At 58.7% G+C, this 20,125-nt stretch carries 17 protein-coding genes; 3 read left to right on the forward strand and 14 right to left on the reverse strand.

The genetic code is table 11. The features are described from left to right. Positions 1-252: 252 nt before the first annotated feature. The 14 genes from rfbA to mtnA form a co-directional block, all read right to left on the reverse strand. Positions 253-1,143 (reverse strand): glucose-1-phosphate thymidylyltransferase RfbA, encoded by an 891-nt coding sequence (gene rfbA, locus ACYZT3_RS19685; protein WP_462030527.1) that lies wholly within the window; start codon positions 1,141-1,143, stop codon positions 253-255. After that, complete coding sequence (gene rfbD, locus ACYZT3_RS19690; protein ID WP_282382616.1) at positions 1,140-2,033, reverse strand: dTDP-4-dehydrorhamnose reductase; 894 nt, start codon at positions 2,031-2,033, stop codon at positions 1,140-1,142. Before rfbD ends, rfbA begins: the two co-directional genes overlap by 4 nt. Next, on the reverse strand, positions 2,030-3,106 hold the full coding sequence (gene rfbB, locus ACYZT3_RS19695; RefSeq protein WP_462030528.1) for a dTDP-glucose 4,6-dehydratase: 1,077 nt from the start codon (positions 3,104-3,106) through the stop codon (positions 2,030-2,032). The genes rfbD and rfbB overlap by 4 nt, the downstream gene beginning before the upstream one ends. 228 nt (positions 3,107-3,334) lie before the next feature. Beyond that, positions 3,335-3,574 (reverse strand): LapA family protein, encoded by a 240-nt coding sequence (locus ACYZT3_RS19700; protein WP_462030529.1) that lies wholly within the window; start codon positions 3,572-3,574, stop codon positions 3,335-3,337. Positions 3,575-3,601: 27 nt separating this feature from the next. Then, on the reverse strand, positions 3,602-3,898 hold the full coding sequence (ihfB, locus tag ACYZT3_RS19705; protein WP_003369729.1) for an integration host factor subunit beta: 297 nt from the start codon (positions 3,896-3,898) through the stop codon (positions 3,602-3,604). 152 nt (positions 3,899-4,050) lie between these two features. Then, on the reverse strand, positions 4,051-4,329 hold the full coding sequence (locus ACYZT3_RS19710) for a hypothetical protein (protein WP_462030530.1): 279 nt from the start codon (positions 4,327-4,329) through the stop codon (positions 4,051-4,053). 365 nt (positions 4,330-4,694) lie between these two features. Continuing rightward, on the reverse strand, positions 4,695-6,389 hold the full coding sequence (rpsA, locus tag ACYZT3_RS19715) for a 30S ribosomal protein S1 (protein WP_140681797.1): 1,695 nt from the start codon (positions 6,387-6,389) through the stop codon (positions 4,695-4,697). Positions 6,390-6,508: 119 nt separating this feature from the next. After that, complete coding sequence (cmk, locus tag ACYZT3_RS19720) at positions 6,509-7,198, reverse strand: (d)CMP kinase (protein WP_462030531.1); 690 nt, start codon at positions 7,196-7,198, stop codon at positions 6,509-6,511. Continuing rightward, complete coding sequence (locus tag ACYZT3_RS19725; protein ID WP_462032403.1) at positions 7,195-9,402, reverse strand: bifunctional prephenate dehydrogenase/3-phosphoshikimate 1-carboxyvinyltransferase; 2,208 nt, start codon at positions 9,400-9,402, stop codon at positions 7,195-7,197. Before ACYZT3_RS19725 ends, cmk begins: the two co-directional genes overlap by 4 nt. Positions 9,403-9,430: 28 nt before the next feature. Beyond that, positions 9,431-10,543: a histidinol-phosphate transaminase gene (gene hisC, locus ACYZT3_RS19730; RefSeq protein WP_462030532.1), complete on the reverse strand. Its 1,113-nt coding sequence runs from the start codon at positions 10,541-10,543 to the stop codon at positions 9,431-9,433. A gap of 12 nt (positions 10,544-10,555) precedes the next feature. Continuing rightward, positions 10,556-11,650: a prephenate dehydratase gene (gene pheA, locus ACYZT3_RS19735; RefSeq protein ID WP_282377606.1), complete on the reverse strand. Its 1,095-nt coding sequence runs from the start codon at positions 11,648-11,650 to the stop codon at positions 10,556-10,558. Further along, positions 11,650-12,735, reverse strand: a complete 1,086-nt coding sequence (serC, locus tag ACYZT3_RS19740; protein WP_282377605.1) for a 3-phosphoserine/phosphohydroxythreonine transaminase — start codon at positions 12,733-12,735, stop codon at positions 11,650-11,652. The genes pheA and serC overlap by 1 nt, the downstream gene beginning before the upstream one ends. Before the next feature lie 155 nt (positions 12,736-12,890). Further along, positions 12,891-15,551, reverse strand: a complete 2,661-nt coding sequence (gene gyrA / locus ACYZT3_RS19745) for a DNA gyrase subunit A (RefSeq protein WP_462030533.1) — start codon at positions 15,549-15,551, stop codon at positions 12,891-12,893. Positions 15,552-15,975: 424 nt separating this feature from the next. Then, positions 15,976-17,052: an S-methyl-5-thioribose-1-phosphate isomerase gene (gene mtnA / locus ACYZT3_RS19750; protein ID WP_462030534.1), complete on the reverse strand. Its 1,077-nt coding sequence runs from the start codon at positions 17,050-17,052 to the stop codon at positions 15,976-15,978. Between the two features lie 108 nt (positions 17,053-17,160). Here mtnA and ACYZT3_RS19755 point away from each other — a divergent pair, with 108 nt between their 5' ends. From ACYZT3_RS19755 to mupP, 3 genes are read left to right on the forward strand one after another with little or no spacing between them, the layout of a single operon-like run. Beyond that, positions 17,161-18,495: a TRZ/ATZ family hydrolase gene (locus ACYZT3_RS19755; RefSeq protein WP_462030535.1), complete on the forward strand. Its 1,335-nt coding sequence runs from the start codon at positions 17,161-17,163 to the stop codon at positions 18,493-18,495. A 57-nt stretch (positions 18,496-18,552) separates the two neighbouring features. Next, complete coding sequence (gene ubiG / locus ACYZT3_RS19760; RefSeq protein WP_282377601.1) at positions 18,553-19,251, forward strand: bifunctional 2-polyprenyl-6-hydroxyphenol methylase/3-demethylubiquinol 3-O-methyltransferase UbiG; 699 nt, start codon at positions 18,553-18,555, stop codon at positions 19,249-19,251. Between the two features lie 4 nt (positions 19,252-19,255). Continuing rightward, on the forward strand, positions 19,256-19,927 hold the full coding sequence (gene mupP, locus ACYZT3_RS19765; protein ID WP_462030536.1) for an N-acetylmuramic acid 6-phosphate phosphatase MupP: 672 nt from the start codon (positions 19,256-19,258) through the stop codon (positions 19,925-19,927). The last annotated feature ends 198 nt before the right edge of the window (positions 19,928-20,125 follow it).

Raw genomic sequence — 20,125 nt, forward strand, 5'->3', positions numbered from 1 at the left:
TCCGCCCCCCCTTTTATGGAGGCAATCTCAACAATGAAGTCTTCCCTGGAAAGGAAAAGCGAAGCAATTGAGATTGAGATTGAGATTGAGATTGAGATGCAATGCTGAACGGGATCAGATAGTTCTGTCGGTCATTCTACAAGGTAGTACCGCGAATTAATAACTCATGCGCCGACCGGAGATAAAAAATCATTTGAAAACAAACAAGTGCACGCCGTCAAAATTACATCAACCTCCAGCACCGATCAAATCTCAGCGATCATGCGTCTCCAGGAGTTTCTCCAGGTAGTGACCATAACCAGTCTTTCCAAGGCGCTTAGCTTGCGCTGACAGCTCGGATGCAGAGATCCACCCGCTGTTGTAGGCAATCTCCTCCAGGCAAGCCACCTTCAAACCTTGGCGCTTCTCGATGGTATGCACGAAGTGGCTAGCCTCAAGCAGCGAGTCGTGAGTTCCGGTATCCAGCCAAGCGAAGCCGCGACGAAGCATTTCGACTTTCAGGGTGTCCTGCTCAAGGTAAGCACGGTTCACGTCGGTGATTTCAAGCTCGCCGCGCTCGGATGGCTTGATGCTCTTGGCGATCTCGACAACCTGGTTGTCGTAGAAGTACAAACCGGTTACCGCATAGTTGGACTTGGGTTTCAGCGGTTTCTCTTCGATGCTCAGCACCCGACCGGTTGCGTCGAATTCCACAACACCGAAACGTTCCGGATCAGACACGTGATAGCCGAATACGGTCGCACCGTGAACTTGATTGTTGGCGGAACGCAGGTGGTCCGTGAAGTACTGACCATAGAAAATGTTATCACCCAGAATCAGACAGCAAGGATCTTTGCCAATGAACTCTTCGCCGATAATGAAGGCTTGCGCCAGGCCGTCCGGGCTAGGCTGTTCGGCGTAGGTCAGTTTGATACCGTACAGGCTGCCGTCACCCAGCAACTTGCGGAAACATGGCAAGTCTTCAGGGGTGGAGATGATCAGGATTTCTCGCATTCCCGCCAGCATCAGCACCGACAGTGGATAGAAGATCATCGGTTTGTCGTAGATCGGCAGCATCTGTTTGGACACGCCGAGGGTTAACGGATGCAGGCGCGTACCCGAGCCGCCGGCGAGGATGATGCCTTTACGATTGGTCGTGCTCATTTATTCAGAACTTCCCTAAGCATTCGGGTTACGCCACTTTGCCAATCCGGCAAGTGTAGAGAAAAATTGTCACGTAGCTTCTGAGTATTTAAACGCGAATTCAGAGGGCGGCGCGCCGGTGTTGGATAAGCGATCGTTTCAATCGGATTGATCGCCGTTACGGCAAGCTGCTCGCCGTTGGCTTGGGCGAAGTCGATCACATGGCTAGCATAGCCGTGCCAGGACACTTCGCCACTGGCCGCCAAGTGATACAGGCCTGCCAATTCGGGGCGCTGCATGACTTGCTGAATGGCCAACGCAGTCACGTCGGCAATCAGGTCAGCACCTGTTGGAGCTCCGACCTGGTCGGAGATTACGCTCAAGGTTTCTTGTTCCTTGGCCAGACGCAACATGGTCTTAGCGAAGTTGTTGCCACGAGTGCCATAACCCCAACTGGTCCGGAAGATCAGATGTTTGCAGCCAGACGCGATTATCGCCTGCTCGCCAGCCACTTTGCTGATGCCGTAGTGATTCACGGGTGCGACAGCATCTGTCTCCTGCCATGGTGTCGAACCCTGGCCACTGAAGACATAGTCGGTCGAGTAATGAATCAGCCAGGCGCCCAAGGACGCAGTCTCCTCAGCCATGACCTGGCATGCTTGTCCGTTCACACGGTCGGCCAGCTCGGTCTCGGACTCGGCTTTATCGACGGCAGTGTACGCCGCAGCATTAACGATGACGTCGGGTTTGACCTGGCGAATCGTCGCACGCAATCCGTCGAGGTCAGACAGGTCACCGAACAAACCATCGACCGCGTGACGATCCAGGGCGATCAACTCACCAAGCGGCGCGAGGGAGCGTTGCAGCTCCCAGCCCACTTGGCCGTTTTTTCCCAGCAGGAGGATTTTCATGACTTGCTCGAGCGATCTCCGTAGTTCTGGTCGATCCACTGCTGGTAGCTGCCGCTCTTCACGTGAGCCACCCATTCAGTGTTGTCGAGGTACCACTCGACAGTCTTGCGAATACCGGTTTCAAAGGTTTCTTCCGGCGTCCAACCCAGCTCACGCTGAATTTTGCTGGCGTCGATTGCATAACGCTGGTCGTGACCCGGGCGATCCTGAACATAGGTGATCAAGCTGGCATGGGGACGGTGAGCAGAATCGGGACGCAGTTCGTCGAGCAGCGCGCACAGGGTATGCACCACTTCGATGTTTTGCTTTTCGTTATGACCACCGATGTTGTACGTCTCGCCGATTACGCCTTCGGTCACCACCTTGTACAGTGCGCGGGCGTGGTCTTCGACGTACAGCCAGTCACGGACCTGATTGCCTTTGCCGTAAACCGGCAGCGGTTTGCCTTCCAGTGCATTGAGAATGATCAGCGGGATCAACTTCTCGGGGAAGTGGCATGGACCGTAGTTGTTCGAGCAGTTGGTGACCAGAGTTGGCAAGCCGTAAGTACGGCGCCAGGCGCGAACAAGGTGATCGGAACTGGCCTTGCTGGCCGAGTATGGCGAGCTTGGCTGGTACGGCGTGGTTTCGGTGAAGAGGTCTTCCGGACCTTCGAGGTCTCCGTAAACTTCGTCAGTCGAAATATGGTGGAAGCGGAAGTTGGCTTTGCGCACATCATCCAGCGCCGCCCAATAGTGGCGCGCAGCTTCCAGCAGGGTGTAAGTGCCGATGATGTTGGTCTGGATGAATTCAGACGGGCCGGAGATCGAGCGGTCGACGTGAGACTCTGCGGCCAGGTGCATGATCGCATCCGGTTGGTGTTCACGCAGGACGCGGTCGATTTGATCGCGGTCGCAAATGTCGACGCGCTCGAACACGTAACGCGAGTTCTGGCTAACTTTGGCCAATGACTCAAGGTTACCGGCGTAAGTAAGCTTATCGACGTTAACGACAGAATCGGCAGTGTTGGAGATGATATGACGGATGACTGCCGAGCCGATAAACCCGGCACCGCCGGTTACTAGAATTTTCACGCGAAACCATACCCTTGAGTTACTGACAGGGCCGCCCACCGAGCACTGTCTAGTCCATGAATGCAAAAGCCATCAAGTCAGCTAAGACCTCTGACAGATCATTCGAAACCGATGTGGGAATATGCCACTATCGGATAAGCGCAGCATTTTACAGCTTAATGACGGTTTTACTAATGGATACGGACGAGCATAGGTGCAAATTCGACGCACACCACGCCTTTGTCGCAATCAAACAAGGCGCTTGCGTGAGACTCTGGACGTACGTCCCAGAAACCAGCCCAGAATCGGCCCAATCACCATCCCGATCAGCAGCGCAACAACCATGATCAGCGATACCGGAAGTTGCGGCCCCGCCCAACCCAGGAACAACAGGGAAACCGATTGTTGATTCTCGAGAACGAACGCGAGGATCGCCAAAACCAGCAACAGAACGAATACAGCGAGCAATACACGCTTGAGGTTACGCATGAGCGGCTCCTTGAATGGCGGCGGCCGTCAAAGCCCTTCCTCCTCGTCTTCGTTCACCCGATCACGCAGTTCCTTGCCTGGCTTGAAATGCGGCACGAATTTGCCGTCGAGGCTGACGGACTGACCGGTTTTTGGATTGCGACCTACGCGCGGTGCGCGATAGTGCAAAGAGAAGCTGCCAAACCCACGGATCTCGATGCGATCACCGGTGGCCAGGCATTGGGACATTTGTTCGAGCATGGTCTTGATGGCCAGCTCCACATCCTTGGATGAGAGCAGCCCTTGATGGGTGACAATTCGTTCGATCAACTCCGACTTCGTCATATTTTTCCCTTCTTTTTCAAGCAGCTAGATCAGCGCTTCAAAGGTTTTAGCACGCCCGGATCAATTTGAACAGCCCGAGTTTTTGACATTCTTCACCCGCAATGAGATGCCCGCTTCCAGAGCCGCAGAACACTGATCGTGCACTCTCGCACTCATCTACAGATAACCAGCATGGTGCGCGTCAGATAGCCCGCGGGGTTGAAGCCAAAGGGGTACTCATCCTCGTCTTTGGCATCATCGGACCTGGCTACAACTTTGTAGCCCGCCGCCTTGCACTCCTTGTTCGCTCGCTTGCGACACTTCTCCCATCCCGATCCCAATCCTGAGCAATCGATCTCGATGCCACTGACCCCACGCACCGAGTGTGTCTTGGCATTAGTGGTACAGCCCGCCAGTGTCAGTACTGCTATTACGACAATGAGCTTGTTCATTCGCTTCCTTAGGCCGGGCACGCCGCCCGACTGTCGTTCGCTTCAGGCTAAAGACTAGCTGTAAATAAACGATTGATCCTGTTAAAGAAAGAGACAGCAAGTCGAGCGCGTTGGTTTCATGGCCTGCCTGTAGCCCGCATAAGTGGCATGCGATTTTGTAGCAGCTGGCGAAGCCTGCGTCCGGCTGCGTAGCAGTCGTAAATCAGCCAACGCGGTAATCCAGGTAAACCGAGGTGGCAGGATTGACGACTGCTACGCAGCCGGACGCAGGCTTCGCCAGCTGCTACAAGGTGCGTAGGCGCCACTAAATCGCAGGCGCAAAAAAGGGCGACCGAAGTCGCCCTTTTTCTATGGTCTGACAGAACTTAGTTCTGTTTTTCCATTTGTGCACGCAACAGGTCGCCCAGAGTGGTAGGACCAGGAGCAGCGGTATCCGAAGCTGGCTTGTCGCGCAGGCTTTGGATGGCTTCTTTCTCTTCTTCAACGTCTTTCGACTTGATGGAGAGCTGGATTACACGGCTCTTGCGGTCAACGCTGATGATCTTGGCTTCTACTTCTTCGCCTTCTTTCAGAACGTTGCGCGCGTCTTCAACGCGGTCACGGCTGATTTCGGAGGCTTTCAGAGTCGCTTCGATATCGTCGGCCAGAGTGATGATGGCGCCTTTAGCGTCAACTTCTTTCACGATGCCTTTAACGATTGCGCCTTTGTCGTTCTCTTGAACGTACTCGGAGAACGGATCGCTTTCCAGTTGCTTGATACCCAGGGAGATACGCTCGCGCTCTGGGTCAACCGACAGGATAACGGTGTCCAGCTCGTCGCCCTTCTTGAAGCGGCGAACGGCTTCTTCGCCCACTTCGTTCCAGGAGATGTCGGACAGGTGAACCAGACCGTCGATGCCGCCGTCCAGACCAATGAAGATACCGAAATCGGTGATCGACTTGATGGTGCCGGAGATTTTATCGCCCTTGTTGAACTGGCCAGAGAAATCTTCCCATGGGTTAGATTTGCACTGCTTGATGCCGAGGGAGATACGACGACGCTCTTCGTCGATGTCCAGAACCATAACTTCCACTTCGTCGCCGACTTGTACGACTTTCGAAGGGTGGATGTTCTTGTTGGTCCAGTCCATTTCGGAAACGTGTACCAGGCCTTCAACGCCTTCTTCCAGCTCAGCGAAGCAGCCGTAGTCGGTCAGGTTGGTTACACGAGCGGTAACGCGAGTGCTTTCTGGGTAACGGGCTTTGATAGCAACCCATGGATCTTCGCCCAGTTGCTTGAGGCCCAGGGAAACACGATTGCGTTCGCGATCGTACTTCAGAACCTTGACATCGATCTCGTCGCCAACGTTGACGATTTCGGAAGGATGCTTGATACGCTTCCAAGCCATGTCGGTAATGTGCAGCAGGCCATCGACGCCACCCAGATCGACGAATGCGCCGTAATCGGTGAGGTTCTTGACGATACCTTTGACTTGTTGGCCTTCCTGCAGGGATTCCAGCAGAGCTTCACGCTCAGCGGAGTTCTCGGCTTCGAGGACGCTACGACGGGAAACGACAACGTTGTTGCGTTTCTGGTCAAGCTTGATGACCTTGAATTCCAGCTCTTTGCCTTCCAGGTGCGTGGTGTCGCGCACTGGACGAACGTCAACCAGAGAACCTGGCAGGAACGCACGGATGCCGTTAACGTCGACAGTGAAGCCGCCTTTAACCTTACCGTTGATAACGCCCTTGACCACTTCTTCGGCTGCGAAGGCTGCTTCCAGAACAATCCAGCATTCAGCGCGCTTGGCTTTTTCACGGGACAGCTTGGTTTCGCCAAAGCCGTCTTCAACCGAGTCCAGAGCAACGTGAACTTCGTCACCGACGTTGATAGTCAGTTCGCCAGCATCGTTGTAGAACTGCTCAAGCGGGATGAGTGCTTCAGACTTCAGGCCAGCGTGAACGGTTACCCAGCGAGCTTGGTAATCGATATCAACGATAACACCGGTGATGATGGAGCCTGCCTGAAGGTTCAGGGTTTTTAGGCTTTCTTCAAAGAGTTCCGCAAAGCTTTCGCTCATTTTAATTCCTGATGATAAGGGCGAAGAATACGCCCATCTCCACATCCCAGACGACGTGGGTTACGTTCATTTAAAGAAACAGCGCAGGACTATGACTGGTCCCCTGCAGAGTCTCTTGGTCACCCGGCGATATCGCGGAGTGCGATCTCGCTCATGATGCGTTCCAGCACCTGATCGATGGATAATTCCGTGGAATCCAGCTGTATGGCGTCAGCCGCCGGCTTGAGCGGGGCTACCGCTCGCTGGGTGTCACGCTCATCGCGTGCACGTATCTCATCTAGCAGACTCGACAGACTAACACCATCGACTTTGCCCTTCAACTGCAAGTATCGACGGCGCGCACGCTCCTCGGCACTGGCGGTCAGGAATATCTTCAGCGGCGCATCGGGGAAAACCACCGTGCCCATGTCGCGGCCATCGGCCACCAGACCCGGAGCCTCCTGAAACGCCCGCTGGCGCTGCAGCAGCGCGTCGCGCACCGCCGGCAACGCGGCCACTTGCGAGGCCCATGCACCGACTTGTTCATTGCGCAAATCATCAGTGACATCGTCACCTTCGAGAATGATTCGTTGCGGATGACCTTCGGTCGCGCCGACGAACTGCACGTCCAGATGAGCGGCCAGCAGCTTCAGCGACTCTTCATTGGTCAGATCGACGCCGTGGTTACGCGCGGCGAATGCCAGCAGACGGTACAGCGCACCGGAATCCAGCAGGCACCAGCCCAGACGCTTGGCCAGAATCCCGGCAATAGTGCCCTTGCCCGAACCGCTAGGCCCGTCGATGGTGATGACCGGTGGCTTGATAATCACGACTGAGCCTCTTGTGCAACACGGATACCGACCTGCGCGCACAGCGCGAGGAAGTTCGGGAACGACGTCGCGACGTTGGCGCAATCATGGATGCGGATCGGTGCAGTGGCGCGCAACGAAGCAACGCTGAAGGCCATCGCAATCCGGTGATCGCCGTGGCCGTGCACTTCGCCACCGCCGATCTGGCCGCCGTCGATAATGATGCCGTCCGGGGTCGGTTCGCATTTGACGCCCAGCGCCAGCAAGCCATCCGCCATGACCTGAATCCGGTCCGACTCCTTGACCCGCAGCTCTTCGGCGCCACGCAGGATGGTGCGCCCTTCGGCACAGGCGGCGGCCACGAACAGCACCGGAAATTCGTCGATGGCCAGCGGAACCAGCGCTTCGGGAATCTCGATACCCTTGAGTTTAGCTGCACGTACGCGCAGGTCCGCAACCGGTTCGCCGCCGACTTCACGCTGGTTTTCCAGGGTGATATCGGCGCCCATCAGACGCAGAATGTCGATCACGCCGGTACGGGTCGGGTTGATGCCGACGTGCTCGAGCACCAGCTCCGAACCTTCGGCGATCGATGCGGCCACCAGGAAGAACGCCGACGACGAGATGTCGCCCGGCACTTCAATGTGGGTCGCGGTCAGTTTATGGCCGGACTCGACCGAAGCGGTCGCACCGTTGACGCTGACCGGATAGCCGAAGCCACGCAGCATGCGCTCGGTGTGATCGCGGGTTGGCGCCGGCTCGGTGACGGTGGTCTTGCCTTCGGCGTACAAACCCGCCAGCAGCAGGCAGGACTTAACCTGGGCACTGGCCATCGGCATGGTGTAAGTCAGGCCTTTGAGCTTATTGCCGCCACGAATAGTCATCGGTGGACGACCTTCAGCCGCGGTCTCGATCACGGCGCCCATTTCACGCAGCGGGTTGGCCACGCGATTCATCGGACGCTTGGACAGCGAAGCATCACCCGTGAGCGTGCTGTCGAAGTTCTGCGCAGCCAACAGGCCAGACAGCAGACGCATCGACGTGCCGGAGTTGCCCAGATAGATCGGGCCCGGCGCAGGCTTCAAGCCCTGCAGGCCGACGCCGTGAATGGTCACGCGACCGTGGTGCGGACCTTCGATCACGACGCCCATGTCACGGAAGGCTTGCAAGGTTGCCAGGGCGTCTTCGCCCTCGAGGAAACCTTCCACTTCGGTGACGCCTTCAGCCAGGGAGCCGAGCATGATCGAACGGTGGGAAATCGATTTATCGCCCGGTACGCGAATCCGCCCAGTCAGGCGGCCACCAGGTTGTGCCAGGAAAATCAGGTCGTTGGAGTTCATAGCGTCCACATAAGCCCGGCGGGCCAGGATTTTACTGAAATGTTCGCGGGCAACCCGGGCGCGAGTGAACACGCCCAACAATTGGTGCCCATCCCCTGCATCGACCGCGTCGCGCAAGGCGTCGAGGTCGCTGCGAAATGTATCGAGTGTGCGCAGGACAGCTTCGCGATTGGCGAGGAAGATGTCGTGCCACATGACCGGGTCGCTACCCGCAATTCTTGTGAAATCGCGGAAACCGCCCGCAGCGTAGCGGAAGATCTCAAGGTTTTCATTGCGCTTGGCCAATGAATCGACCAAACCGAACGCTAACAAGTGCGGCAAATGGCTGGTCGCCGCCAACACTTCGTCGTGACGCTCAACCTGCATGTGCTCGACATCGGCGCCCAATTCGCGCCACAAACGGTCGACCACTGCCAGGGCTGCCGGGTCAGTTTGATCCAGCGGCGTCAGAATCACTTTATGGCGACGGAACAGCTCGGCGTTGGAGGCTTCCACCCCGCTCTGCTCGGAGCCGGCAATCGGATGCCCCGGCACGAAACGCGACGGCATGCCGCCAAACGCCTCAGTTGCCGCACGCACCACGTTGCCTTTGGCGCTGCCGACGTCGGTCAGAATCGCTTGCCCCAGGTCCATGGCGGCCAAGCGGCCGAGCATTTTTTCCATGGCAAGGATTGGCACGGCGAGTTGAATCACATCGGCGCCCTGACAAGCAACGGCCAGGTCTTCTTCGCAGCGATCCACCACACCCAGCTCAACCGCCAGTTTGCGCGACTGCGGGTCGAGATCGACCCCGATCACTTCGCGGCACAGACCGCTTTCACGCAAACCCTTGGCAAACGAACCGCCGATCAGCCCCAGACCGACCACCACCAGGCGACCGATCATAGGTTCAGCAGATTGCAGTGCAGTGACATCAACCACGAGCCAGAACCTTGGTCAGCGCTTCGAGGAAGCGGCTGTTTTCTGCTGGCAGACCGATGGTGATGCGCAAGTGGTTCGGCATGCCATAGTTGGCCACCGGACGCACGATCACGCCTTCGCGCAGCAAGCCTTGGAAGACCGGAGCCGCCACTTGCCCCAGATCGACGCAGATGAAGTTGCCCTTGGACGGAATCCAGCTCAGCCCCAGCTCACGAAAACCCGCTTGCAGTTGCTGCATGCCGGATTCGTTCAGGCGGCGGCTTTCAGCCAGGTACTCGGTGTCTTGCAGCGCAGCGCACGCAGCGGCCAGGGCCAGGCTGTTAACGTTGAACGGCTGACGCACACGGTTCAGCACATCCGCAACCACCGCAGTGGACAAGCCATAACCGACCCGCAACGCCGCCAGACCGTAGGCCTTGGAGAACGTGCGCGAAACCAGCAGGTTCGGATAGGCCGCCAGGTAGTCCAGGCCATCCGGCAAGTCGCTGCCTTCGGCGTATTCAATGTAAGCCTCGTCCAGCACCACCAGCACGTGTTCCGGTACGTCCTGCAGGAATTCGTCCAGCGCCTCGGCGTCGAACCAGGTCCCGGTCGGGTTGTTCGGGTTGGCGATGAAGACCACACGGGTATTGGCATCGATCGCGGCCAGCATGGCCGACAGATCATGGCCCCAGTCTTTGGCCGGGATCACTTTTGCCTGGGCGCCAACGGCTTGGGTGACAATCGGATAGACCGCAAACGCGTGCTCGCTGAACACGGCATTCAAACCCGGCGCCAGATAGGCACGCGCGACCAGTTCCAGAAGGTCGTTGGAACCGTTGCCCAATGTCACCTGATTGAGCTCGACGCGGCACTGATCGGCCAGCAGGGTCTTGAGCGCAAAACCGTTGCCGTCCGGATAACGGGTCAGCTCGGCCAATTCTTCGCGAATCGCCGCCAGAGCCTTGGGACTGGCGCCCAACGGGTTTTCGTTGCTGGCCAGTTTGACGATGCTGGCCGGATCAATGTTCAGTTCGCGCGCCAGTTCGTCCACGGGCTTGCCCGGAACGTAAGGCGAAAGTTGTTGCACGCCCGGCTGTGCCAGAGCGAGGAAGTCACCACTCATTTGCTACCGCCCTTAGAGAACTGCTTTCGGGTAGGAACCCAGCACTTTGAGTGCCACTGCTTCCTGACTGATCTTTTCCAGCACACCTTTTATCAGCGGATCGCGGTGGTGGCCGACGAAGTCGATGAAGAACACGTAGGTCCATTTACCACTGCGCGACGGACGCGTCTCGATGCGCGTCAGGTCGATGCCGTTGTCGTGGAACGGCACCAGCAACTCGTGAAGTGCGCCGGGCTTGTTGCTCATGGAGACGATGATCGAGGTCTTGTCGTCGCCGGTCGGTGGCACTTCCTGGCTGCCGATCATCAGGAATCGCGTGGAGTTGTCCGGGCGATCCTCGATTTTCTCGGCCAGACGGGTCAGCCCGTACAAGCCTGCCGCCATGTCGCCGGCAATCGCCGCCGAGTTCCACTCACCCTTGACCCGCTTGGCCGCTTCGGCGTTGCTGGACACCGCCACGCGCTCGACATTCGGGTAATGGGCGTCCAGCCATTTGCGGCACTGGGCCAGCGACTGGGCGTGGGAATAGATGCGGCTGATGCTGTCGGTCTTGGTGTTTTCACCGACCAACAGGTGGTGGTGAATCCGCAGCTCGACCTCGCCACAGATCACCATGTCGTGCTCGAGGAAGCTGTCGAGGGTGTGGTTGACCGCGCCTTCGGTGGAGTTCTCCACCGGGACCACGCCAAAGTTCACCGCCCCGGCCGCCACTTCGCGGAACACTTCGTCGATGGCCGCCATCGGCTTGCTGATCACCGCGTGGCCGAAGTGCTTCATGGCCGCCGCTTGGGTGAAGGTGCCTTCAGGGCCGAGGTACGCCACTTTCAGCGGCTGCTCGAGGGCCAGGCACGAGGACATGATTTCGCGGAACAAACGCGCCATCTCTTCGTTGCCCAGCGGCCCCTGGTTACGCTCCATCACGCGTTTGAGCACCTGAGCTTCGCGCTCAGGACGATAGAACACCGGCACTTCGCCTTCGGCCAGCGAGGCCATCTTTACTCGCGCAACTTCCTGGGCGCAGCGAGCGCGCTCACTGATCAGCTCCATGACCTTGGTGTCCAGAGCATCAATGCGAATGCGCAGTGCCTTGAGTTCTTGCTCAGACATTAACCGTGTTCCTTCTCGAACTCTGCCATGTACGAAATCAGTGCGTTGACCGCAACGATGTCGACGGCGTTATAGATGGAGGCACGCATGCCGCCCACGGAACGGTGACCCTTGAGGTTCAACAGGCCACGTTCTTCGGCACCGGCCAGGAATGGCTTGTCGAGACGGTCGTCCGCCAGGCGGAACGGCACGTTCATCCACGAGCGATCCGACTTGTTGATCGGGTTGCTGTACAAACCGCTGGCGTCGATGAAGGCGTACAGCGTGCGCTGTTTAACGTCGTTGAGCTTGCCGATGGCTTCAACACCACCCTGCTCCTTCATCCACTCGAATACCAGACCCGAGAGGTACCAGGCCAGGGTTGGCGGGGTGTTGTACATCGAGCCGTTATCGGCCGCGACCTTGTAGTTGAGCATGGTCGGGCACAGGGAACGGGCGTGACCCAGCAGGTCTTCGCGAATGATGTTCACGACGATGCCGCTCGGGCCGATATTTTTCTGGGCACCGGCGTAGATCATGCCGAAGCGCGAGACATCCATCGGACGCGAAAGAATGTCCGAGGACATGTCGGCGACCAGAGGGACATCACCGGTTTCCGGGATCCACTGGAACTCCAGGCCGCCAATGGTTTCGTTCGGCGCGTAGTGAACGTAGGCCGCGTCTTTGGACAGGTTCCATTCGTTCTGGCCGGGAATAGCGAAATAGTCGTAAGGCTTGGCAGTCGCGGCAACGTTGACGTGGCCGTAACGCGAGGCTTCTTCGATGGCTTTCTGCGACCAGATACCGGTGTCGATATAGTCGGCGGTGCCGCTTTCCGGCAACAGGTTCAGAGGGATCTGAGCAAATTGCTGGCTGGCGCCACCTTGCAGAAACAGCACTTTATAGTTCGAGGGGATATTCAGCAGATCACGCAGATCCTGCTCGGCCTTGGTGGCGATGGACACGAACTCATCACTGCGATGGCTCATTTCCATGACCGACAGGCCTTTGCCGTGCCAATCAAGGAGTTCACCCTGAGCGCGCTTCAGGACAGCTTCAGGAAGCGCCGCAGGACCGGCACAGAAGTTATAGGCTCTCTTGCTCACATCCAATCTCGCTCTGATTTGGTGGTATCACGCAATAAATCTATTTGATCTGTTGATCGTTCCCACGCAGAGCGTGGGAACGATCAAACAATTCCACAGTTTCTGGAGGACAAACAACAAGGGGGCGAATTTTCATCCGCCCCCTGCTTGTCCGCTTATTCCTGCGGTTCTTCGTCGGCGGCGGCGTCGAGTTGCTGGTCTTCGGCAACGTCGTCGATCACGACGTCACCGTCGAACACTGCACCCTCTTCCTCTTCACCTTCCAGCTCTTCACCTTCGACTTCCGACGGTTCCTGAACCCGTTCCAGACCTACCAGTTTTTCATCGCTGGCCAGTTTGATCAGGGTCACGCCCTGGGTGTTACGACCCAGGCTGGAGACTTCGTCAACACGCGTACGCACCAAGGTACCCTGGTCGGAAATCAGCATGATTTCCTCACCGTCGAGCACCTGGACTGCACCGACCAGTCGGCCGTTACGGTCGTTGCTGACCATGGCGATAACGCCCTGACCGCCACGTTTGTACTCAGGGAACTCGGTGATCGCCGTGCGCTTGCCGTAACCACGCGCCGAAGCGGTGAGGATCTGGCTGCCTTCTTCCGGGATCAGCATGGAAATCAGCTTCTGGCCTTCCGGCAGACGCATGCCGCGGACACCGCGAGCGGTACGGCCCATGGCGCGAACGTCGGTTTCCTTGAAGCGAGTGACCTTGCCGCCATCGGAGAACAGCATGACTTCGCGCTCGCCATCGGTAATGGCGGCAGAAATCAGTACGTCACCTTCATCCAGCTCCAGCGCGATCAGACCGACGCTGCGTTGACGGCTGAAGGATTCCAGCGGGGTCTTCTTCACGGTGCCGTTGGCGGTGGCCATGAAGATGAAGTGACCTTCGGTGTACTCATCGACCGGCAGCATGGTGGTGATGTATTCACCCTCGCCCAGCGGCAGCAGGTTGACCAACGGACGACCACGGGCAGCGCGGGACGCTTCCGGGATTTCGTAGGTTTTCAGCCAGTACACTTTGCCTTTGCTGGAGAACAGCAGCAGCGTGGTGTGGCTGTTGGCGACCAGCAGGTGAGCGATGTAGTCCTCATCCTTGACGCCGGTCGCCGATTTGCCTTTACCGCCACGACGCTGAGCCTGGTACGCAGCCAATGGCTGGGTCTTGGCGTAGCCACCGTGGGAAATGGTCACGACGCGCTCTTCTTCCGGGATCATGTCACCCAGGGTCAGGTCGAGACGGGCATCGAGGATCTCGGTGCGACGCACATCGCCGTATTCGGCGCGGATCACTTCCAGCTCTTCGCGGATCACTTCCATCAGGCGCGTGGCGCTGCTGAGGATGCGGATCAGTTCGCCGATCTGGTTGAGGATCTCTTGATACTCGGCCAGCAGCTTCTCGTGTTCCAGACCGGTCAGACGGTGCAGACGCAGTTCCAGAATGGCTTGCGCCTGTTCCGGCGACAGGAAGTACTTGCCTTCGCGCAGACCGTATTGCGGGTCCAGGGTCTCTGGACGGCACGAATCGGCGCCGGCACGCTCAACCATCGCGACCACGGCGGAAGATTCCCACGCCGTCTTGATCAGCGCTTCCTTGGCTTCCGACGGGGTCGGCGATGCCTTGATCAGGGCGATGACCGGGTCGATGTTCGACAGGGCAACCGCTTGACCTTCCAGAATGTGACCCCGTTCGCGGGCTTTACGCAGTTCGAACACGGTACGACGGGTAACGACTTCGCGACGGTGACGAACGAAGGCTTCCAGCAGGTCCTTGAGGTTCAGGATGCGTGGACGGCCGTCGATCAGCGCGACGATGTTGATACCGAACACCGCTTGCAGCTGGGTCTGGGCGTAGAGGTTATTGAGGATCACCTCAGGCACTTCGCCGCGACGCAGCTCGATCACAACGCGCATACCGTCCTTGTCGGACTCGTCGCGCAGTTCGGTGATGCCTTCGAGCTTCTTCTCTTTTACCAGCTCGGCGATCTTCTCGATCAGACGGGCTTTGTTCAGCTGGTAAGGGAGTTCGGTGATGACGATCTGCTGACGGCCACCGACCTTGTCGATGTCTTCGATCATCGAGCGGGCGCGCATGTAAATGCGGCCACGCCCGGTGCGGTAGGCTTCGATGATGCCGGCGCGACCGTTGATGATCGCGGCGGTCGGGAAGTCCGGACCAGGGATGTATTGCATCAGCTCATCGATGGTCAACTCGGGGTTGTCGATGAGTGCCAGGCAACCGTCGATGACTTCACCGAGGTTGTGCGGCGGAATGTTGGTCGCCATGCCCACGGCGATACCGCTGGAGCCGTTGACCAACAGGTTGGGAATACGGGTCGGCATGACCGCCGGGATCATTTCGGTGCCGTCGTAGTTCGGCACCCAGTCCACGGTTTCTTTGTGCAGGTCAGCCAGCAGTTCGTGCGCCAGCTTGGTCATGCGCACTTCGGTGTATCGCATGGCGGCGGCGTTGTCGCCGTCCACGGAACCGAAGTTGCCTTGACCGTCTACCAGCAGGTAGCGTAGCGAGAATGGCTGCGCCATCCGAACGATGGTGTCGTACACCGCGGTATCACCGTGAGGGTGATACTTACCGATCACGTCACCGACAACACGGGCAGATTTCTTGTACGGCTTGTTGAAGTCGTTGCCCAGCTCGCTCATCGCGAACAGCACACGCCGGTGCACGGGCTTCAAGCCATCGCGCGCATCCGGCAGTGCCCGCCCGACAATTACGCTCATCGCGTAGTCGAGGTAGGACTGCTTCAGCTCGTCTTCGATATTGACCGGGAGGATTTCTTTGGCCAGTTCGCCCATGAGAAGCCTGATTCCTTTTTCTGGTGAAACCTCGTCACATCCATATGGGACGAACGAAGCTCGCCGCTGCAGGCTGAGTGCCATGCACCGACTTACGACAAATCAACGAGTTTTGCCATGGATCTGCGCAGTAAAGGCAGCCACATCGGGCTACCTTGGAAACCGCCGAATGTTATCACAAGAGCCGCCACGCACCTATCCCCCTGATGCGCATGGAGTGTAGTTAGTTGACTGGTGGCAGGCTGATAGGGGACGAGAGAGGCTTAGAGCCTTCACAACACCAGATTCGCAAGCAAAATATGGGGTATCAGGAGCGGTAGACCGAGTCATCGTTCTTCGCGGGCAAGCCTCGCTCCTACAGATCGCGCAATCCTGTAGAAGCGAGGCTTGCCCGCGAAGGCGATTTATCAGGCAAAACAGATCATCAATGCAGGCGCTTGCGGCACATCAACTGCGCCATTTTCGCGGTGTCCGGGCGCTCGACGATGCCTTTTTCGGTGACGATCACATCGATCAAGTCAGCCGGCGTCACGTCGAACACCGGGTTGAACGCATCGACGTCGGCGCCGACCCGCGTGCCGCCGACTTCCAGCAACTCGCGACCGTCGCGCTCTTCAATCGGGATGTCATCACCGCTGGCCAGGTTCATGTCGATGGTCGAACTCGGCGCCACCACCATGAAGCGCACGCCGTGGTGCATGGCGTTCACCGCCAGCTGATAGGTGCCGATCTTGTTGGCCACGTCGCCATTGGCGGTGATCCGGTCAGCGCCGACGATCACCCAGGTAATGCCTTTGGTCTTCATGATGTGCGCAGCGGCGGAGTCGGCATTGACGGTCACGGGAATGCCTTCGTTGGCCAATTCCCATGCGGTCAACCGCGAACCTTGCAGCCAGGGACGGGTTTCGTCGGCGTAAACGCGCTCGACCATGCCCTCGATGAACGCCCCACGAATGACGCCAAGTGCCGTGCCAAAGCCGCCGGTGGCCAGTGCGCCGGTGTTGCAATGCGTCAGGATCGCCTGGGCGTTGCCCTGATGCTTGCGGATCAGGTCCACACCCAGTTGCGCCATGGTCAGGTTGGCTTCGCGATCACTCTCATGAATGGCAATAGCCTCCGCCTCCAGCACCGCCAGCGGCTCGGCGTGATGCTTCAGACGCTCAAGTCGGTCGCGCATGCGGCCCAGCGCCCAGAACAAATTGACCGCGGTCGGACGGGAGTCGGCGAGCAGCGCGAAATCCTCTTCCAGCGCCGCCTGCCAGTCGCCGCCCTGGGTAAACCGCGCCCGAGCCGCCAGCACAACACCATAGGCGGCACTGATGCCAATCGCCGGCGCGCCGCGCACCACCATCGAACGAATGGCCTCGGCCACGCCAGCGGCGCTGGTGTAGGCGATCCACGTTTCCTCAAACGGCAAAATACGCTGATCCAGCAGGTACAGGGCGCCATCACGCCAATCGATGGCCTTCACCTTCTCCGCAGCCAACAGTCGATCGCGCATCCCTCACCCCGCACTCATGAACAAAAGCCGTCGATTATAGCGATCCCCCTGCGAAGACGCTCGGGTATACTTCGCCATCCTTTACAAAAGCTCTGGAACCGACTCTCGATGCCGAACTCTGCCGCTGCGCTCGACCTGTTATTACTGCCGACCTGGCTGGTACCGGTCGAACCCGCTGGCGTTGTCCTCAAAGAGCACGCCCTCGGCATCCGTGACGGGCGCATTGTCTTTATCGGCCCGCGCGCCGCAGCGCTGAAGCTTAACGCAACCGAAGTCCGCGAATTGCCGGACATGTTGCTTTGCCCTGGCTTGATCAATGCCCACGGGCATGCGGCGATGACGCTGTTCCGTGGCCTGGCCGATGATTTGCCGCTGATGACCTGGCTGGAGAACCACATCTGGCCGGCCGAAGCCAAGTGGGTCGATGAAGCGTTTGTACGTGACGGCACTGACCTGGCGATCGCCGAGCAGATCAAAGGTGGCATCACCTGCTTCTCTGACCTGTATTTCTTCCCGAAGGTTGCCAGCGAGCGCGTCCATAACAGCGGCATTCGCGCACAAATCGCGATACCGATCCTCGACTTCCCGATCCCGGGTGCCAGTACAGCGGACGAAGCCATTCGTCAGGGCGTCGAATTGTTCGGCGATCTCAAGCACCACGAGCGCATCAAAGTGACCTTCGGCCCTCACGCCCCCTACACCGTGGGCGACGAGACCCTGGAGAAAATCCGCGTGATCGCCGAAGAACTGGACGCCTCGATCCATATGCACGTGCATGAAACGGCTTATGAAGTGCAGCAGTCCGTCGAGCAGCGCGGTGAACGCCCATTGGCCCGCCTCGGGCGCCTGGGTTTGCTGGGGCCGCGCTTTCAGGCGGTTCACATGACTCAGATCAGCGATGAAGACCTGGTGTTGCTGGTAGAAAGTAATTCCAATGTGATTCATTGCCCGGAGTCGAACCTGAAGCTGGCCAGCGGGTTCTGTCCGGTGGAGCGCTTGTGGCAGGCTGGCGTCAATGTGGCGGTCGGCACCGATGGCGCGGCCAGCAACAATGACCTGGACCTGCTCGGCGAAACCCGCACCGCCGCGTTGCTGGCCAAAGCCGTCGCCGGTTCGGCCACCGCGCTGGACGCCCATCGCGCCCTGCGCATGGCCACGCTCAACGGCGCGCGTGCGCTTGGGATCGAGGCTGACGTCGGTTCGCTGGAAGTCGGCAAAGCGGCAGACATCGTCGCGTTCGACCTCTCCGGCCTGGCGCAGCAACCGGTCTACGACCCGGTTTCGCAGCTTATATATGCCACCGGCCGCGACTGCGTGAAACACCTTTGGGTCGCCGGCAAGCAACTGCTCGACGACCGTCGCCTGACTCGCCTGGATGAAAAACAGCTGTGCGCCACCGCCAAGGCCTGGGGCCAGCGCATCAGCGGCCATACCGAATCGTAAGCACCCCGGACCTACCACCGGGGCAACAGGATTTTTCAAGTTTTAGAGGACTTAACCATGAGCAACGTCGACTACGCCGAAATCGCCAAATTCGAAGCCCTGGCCCATCGCTGGTGGGACCGCGAGAGCGAGTTCAAACCGCTGCACGACATCAACCCGCTGCGGGTCAACTGGATTGACGAACGCGTCAGTCTGGCCGGCAAGAAAGTCCTCGACATCGGCTGTGGCGGTGGCATCCTCAGCGAAGCCATGGCCCAGCGCGGCGCTACCGTCATGGGCATCGACATGGGCGAAGCGCCGCTGGCGGTCGCGCAACTGCATCAACTGGAGTCCGGCGTGAGTGTCGAATACCGGCAGATCACCGCCGAAGCGCTGGCCGAAGAAATGCCCGAGCAGTTCGACGTGGTCACCTGCCTCGAAATGCTCGAGCATGTGCCGGACCCCTCCTCGGTGATCCGCGCCTGTTTCCGCATGGTGAAACCCGGCGGCCAGGTGTTCTTCTCCACCATCAATCGCAACCCGAAGGCGTACTTGTTCGCCATCGTCGGCGCGGAATACATCATGAAGCTGCTGCCGCGCGGCACCCACGACTTCAAGAAATTCATCCGCCCTTCCGAGCTCGGTGCCTGGAGCCGCATGGCCGGCCTGACCGTCAAGGACATCATCGGCCTGACCTACAACCCGCTGACCAAGCACTACAAACTGGCCTGCGACGTGGACGTCAACTACATGATCCAGACCCTGCGCGAGGAGTAAGCCGATGCGTATCAGAGCAGTTCTTTTCGACATGGACGGCACCCTGCTCGACACCGCGCCGGACTTCATTGCGATCTGTCAGGCGATGCGTGCCGACCGCGGCCTGCCGCCGATGAACGACCAGCACATTCGCGACGAGATCTCCGGCGGCGCCAAGGCGATGGTCGCCGTGACCTTCTCCATGGACCCGGAATCACCGGGTTTCGAGGTGTTGCGCCTGGAGTTCCTGGAGCGCTACCTCGCCGGTTGCGCGGTTCACAGCAAACTCTTCGACGGCATGGGCGAACTGCTGGCCGACATCGAGAAGGCCAACCTGATCTGGGGCGTGGTCACCAACAAGCCACTGCGGTTTGCCGAGCCGATCATGCAGCAGCTTGGATTGGCCGAGCGCTCGGCGCTGTTGATCTGCCCGGACCACGTGAAGAACAGCAAACCGGACCCCGAGCCGTTGATCCTGGCGTGCAAGATGCTCGACCTGGACCCGGCCTGCGTGCTGTTTGTGGGTGATGACTTGCGCGATATCGAGTCCGGTCGCGATGCCGGCACCAAAACGGCCGCCGTGACCTATGGCTACATTCATCCGGACGATAACCCGCGGCATTGGGGCGCGGATGTGGTGGTCGATCATCCGCTGGAGTTGCGCAAGGTGCTGGATAGCGCTTTGTGTGGCTGCTGAAAATCGATTCTGCCAGCCAGTCAGTAATATTGGCAGCTATGCATTCCTTGTAGCAGCTGCCGAAGGCTGCGTTCGGTTCGGGCCGCGTTCGGACGAAGCAGTCGCAAACACTGAACATACGGATAAAACTGAAACACCGCGTCGCCTGGTTTCACGACTGCTTCGCAGCCGAACGCAGGCTTCGCCAGCTGCTACGGA

Source organism: Pseudomonas sp. MDT1-16, from assembly GCF_054898115.1.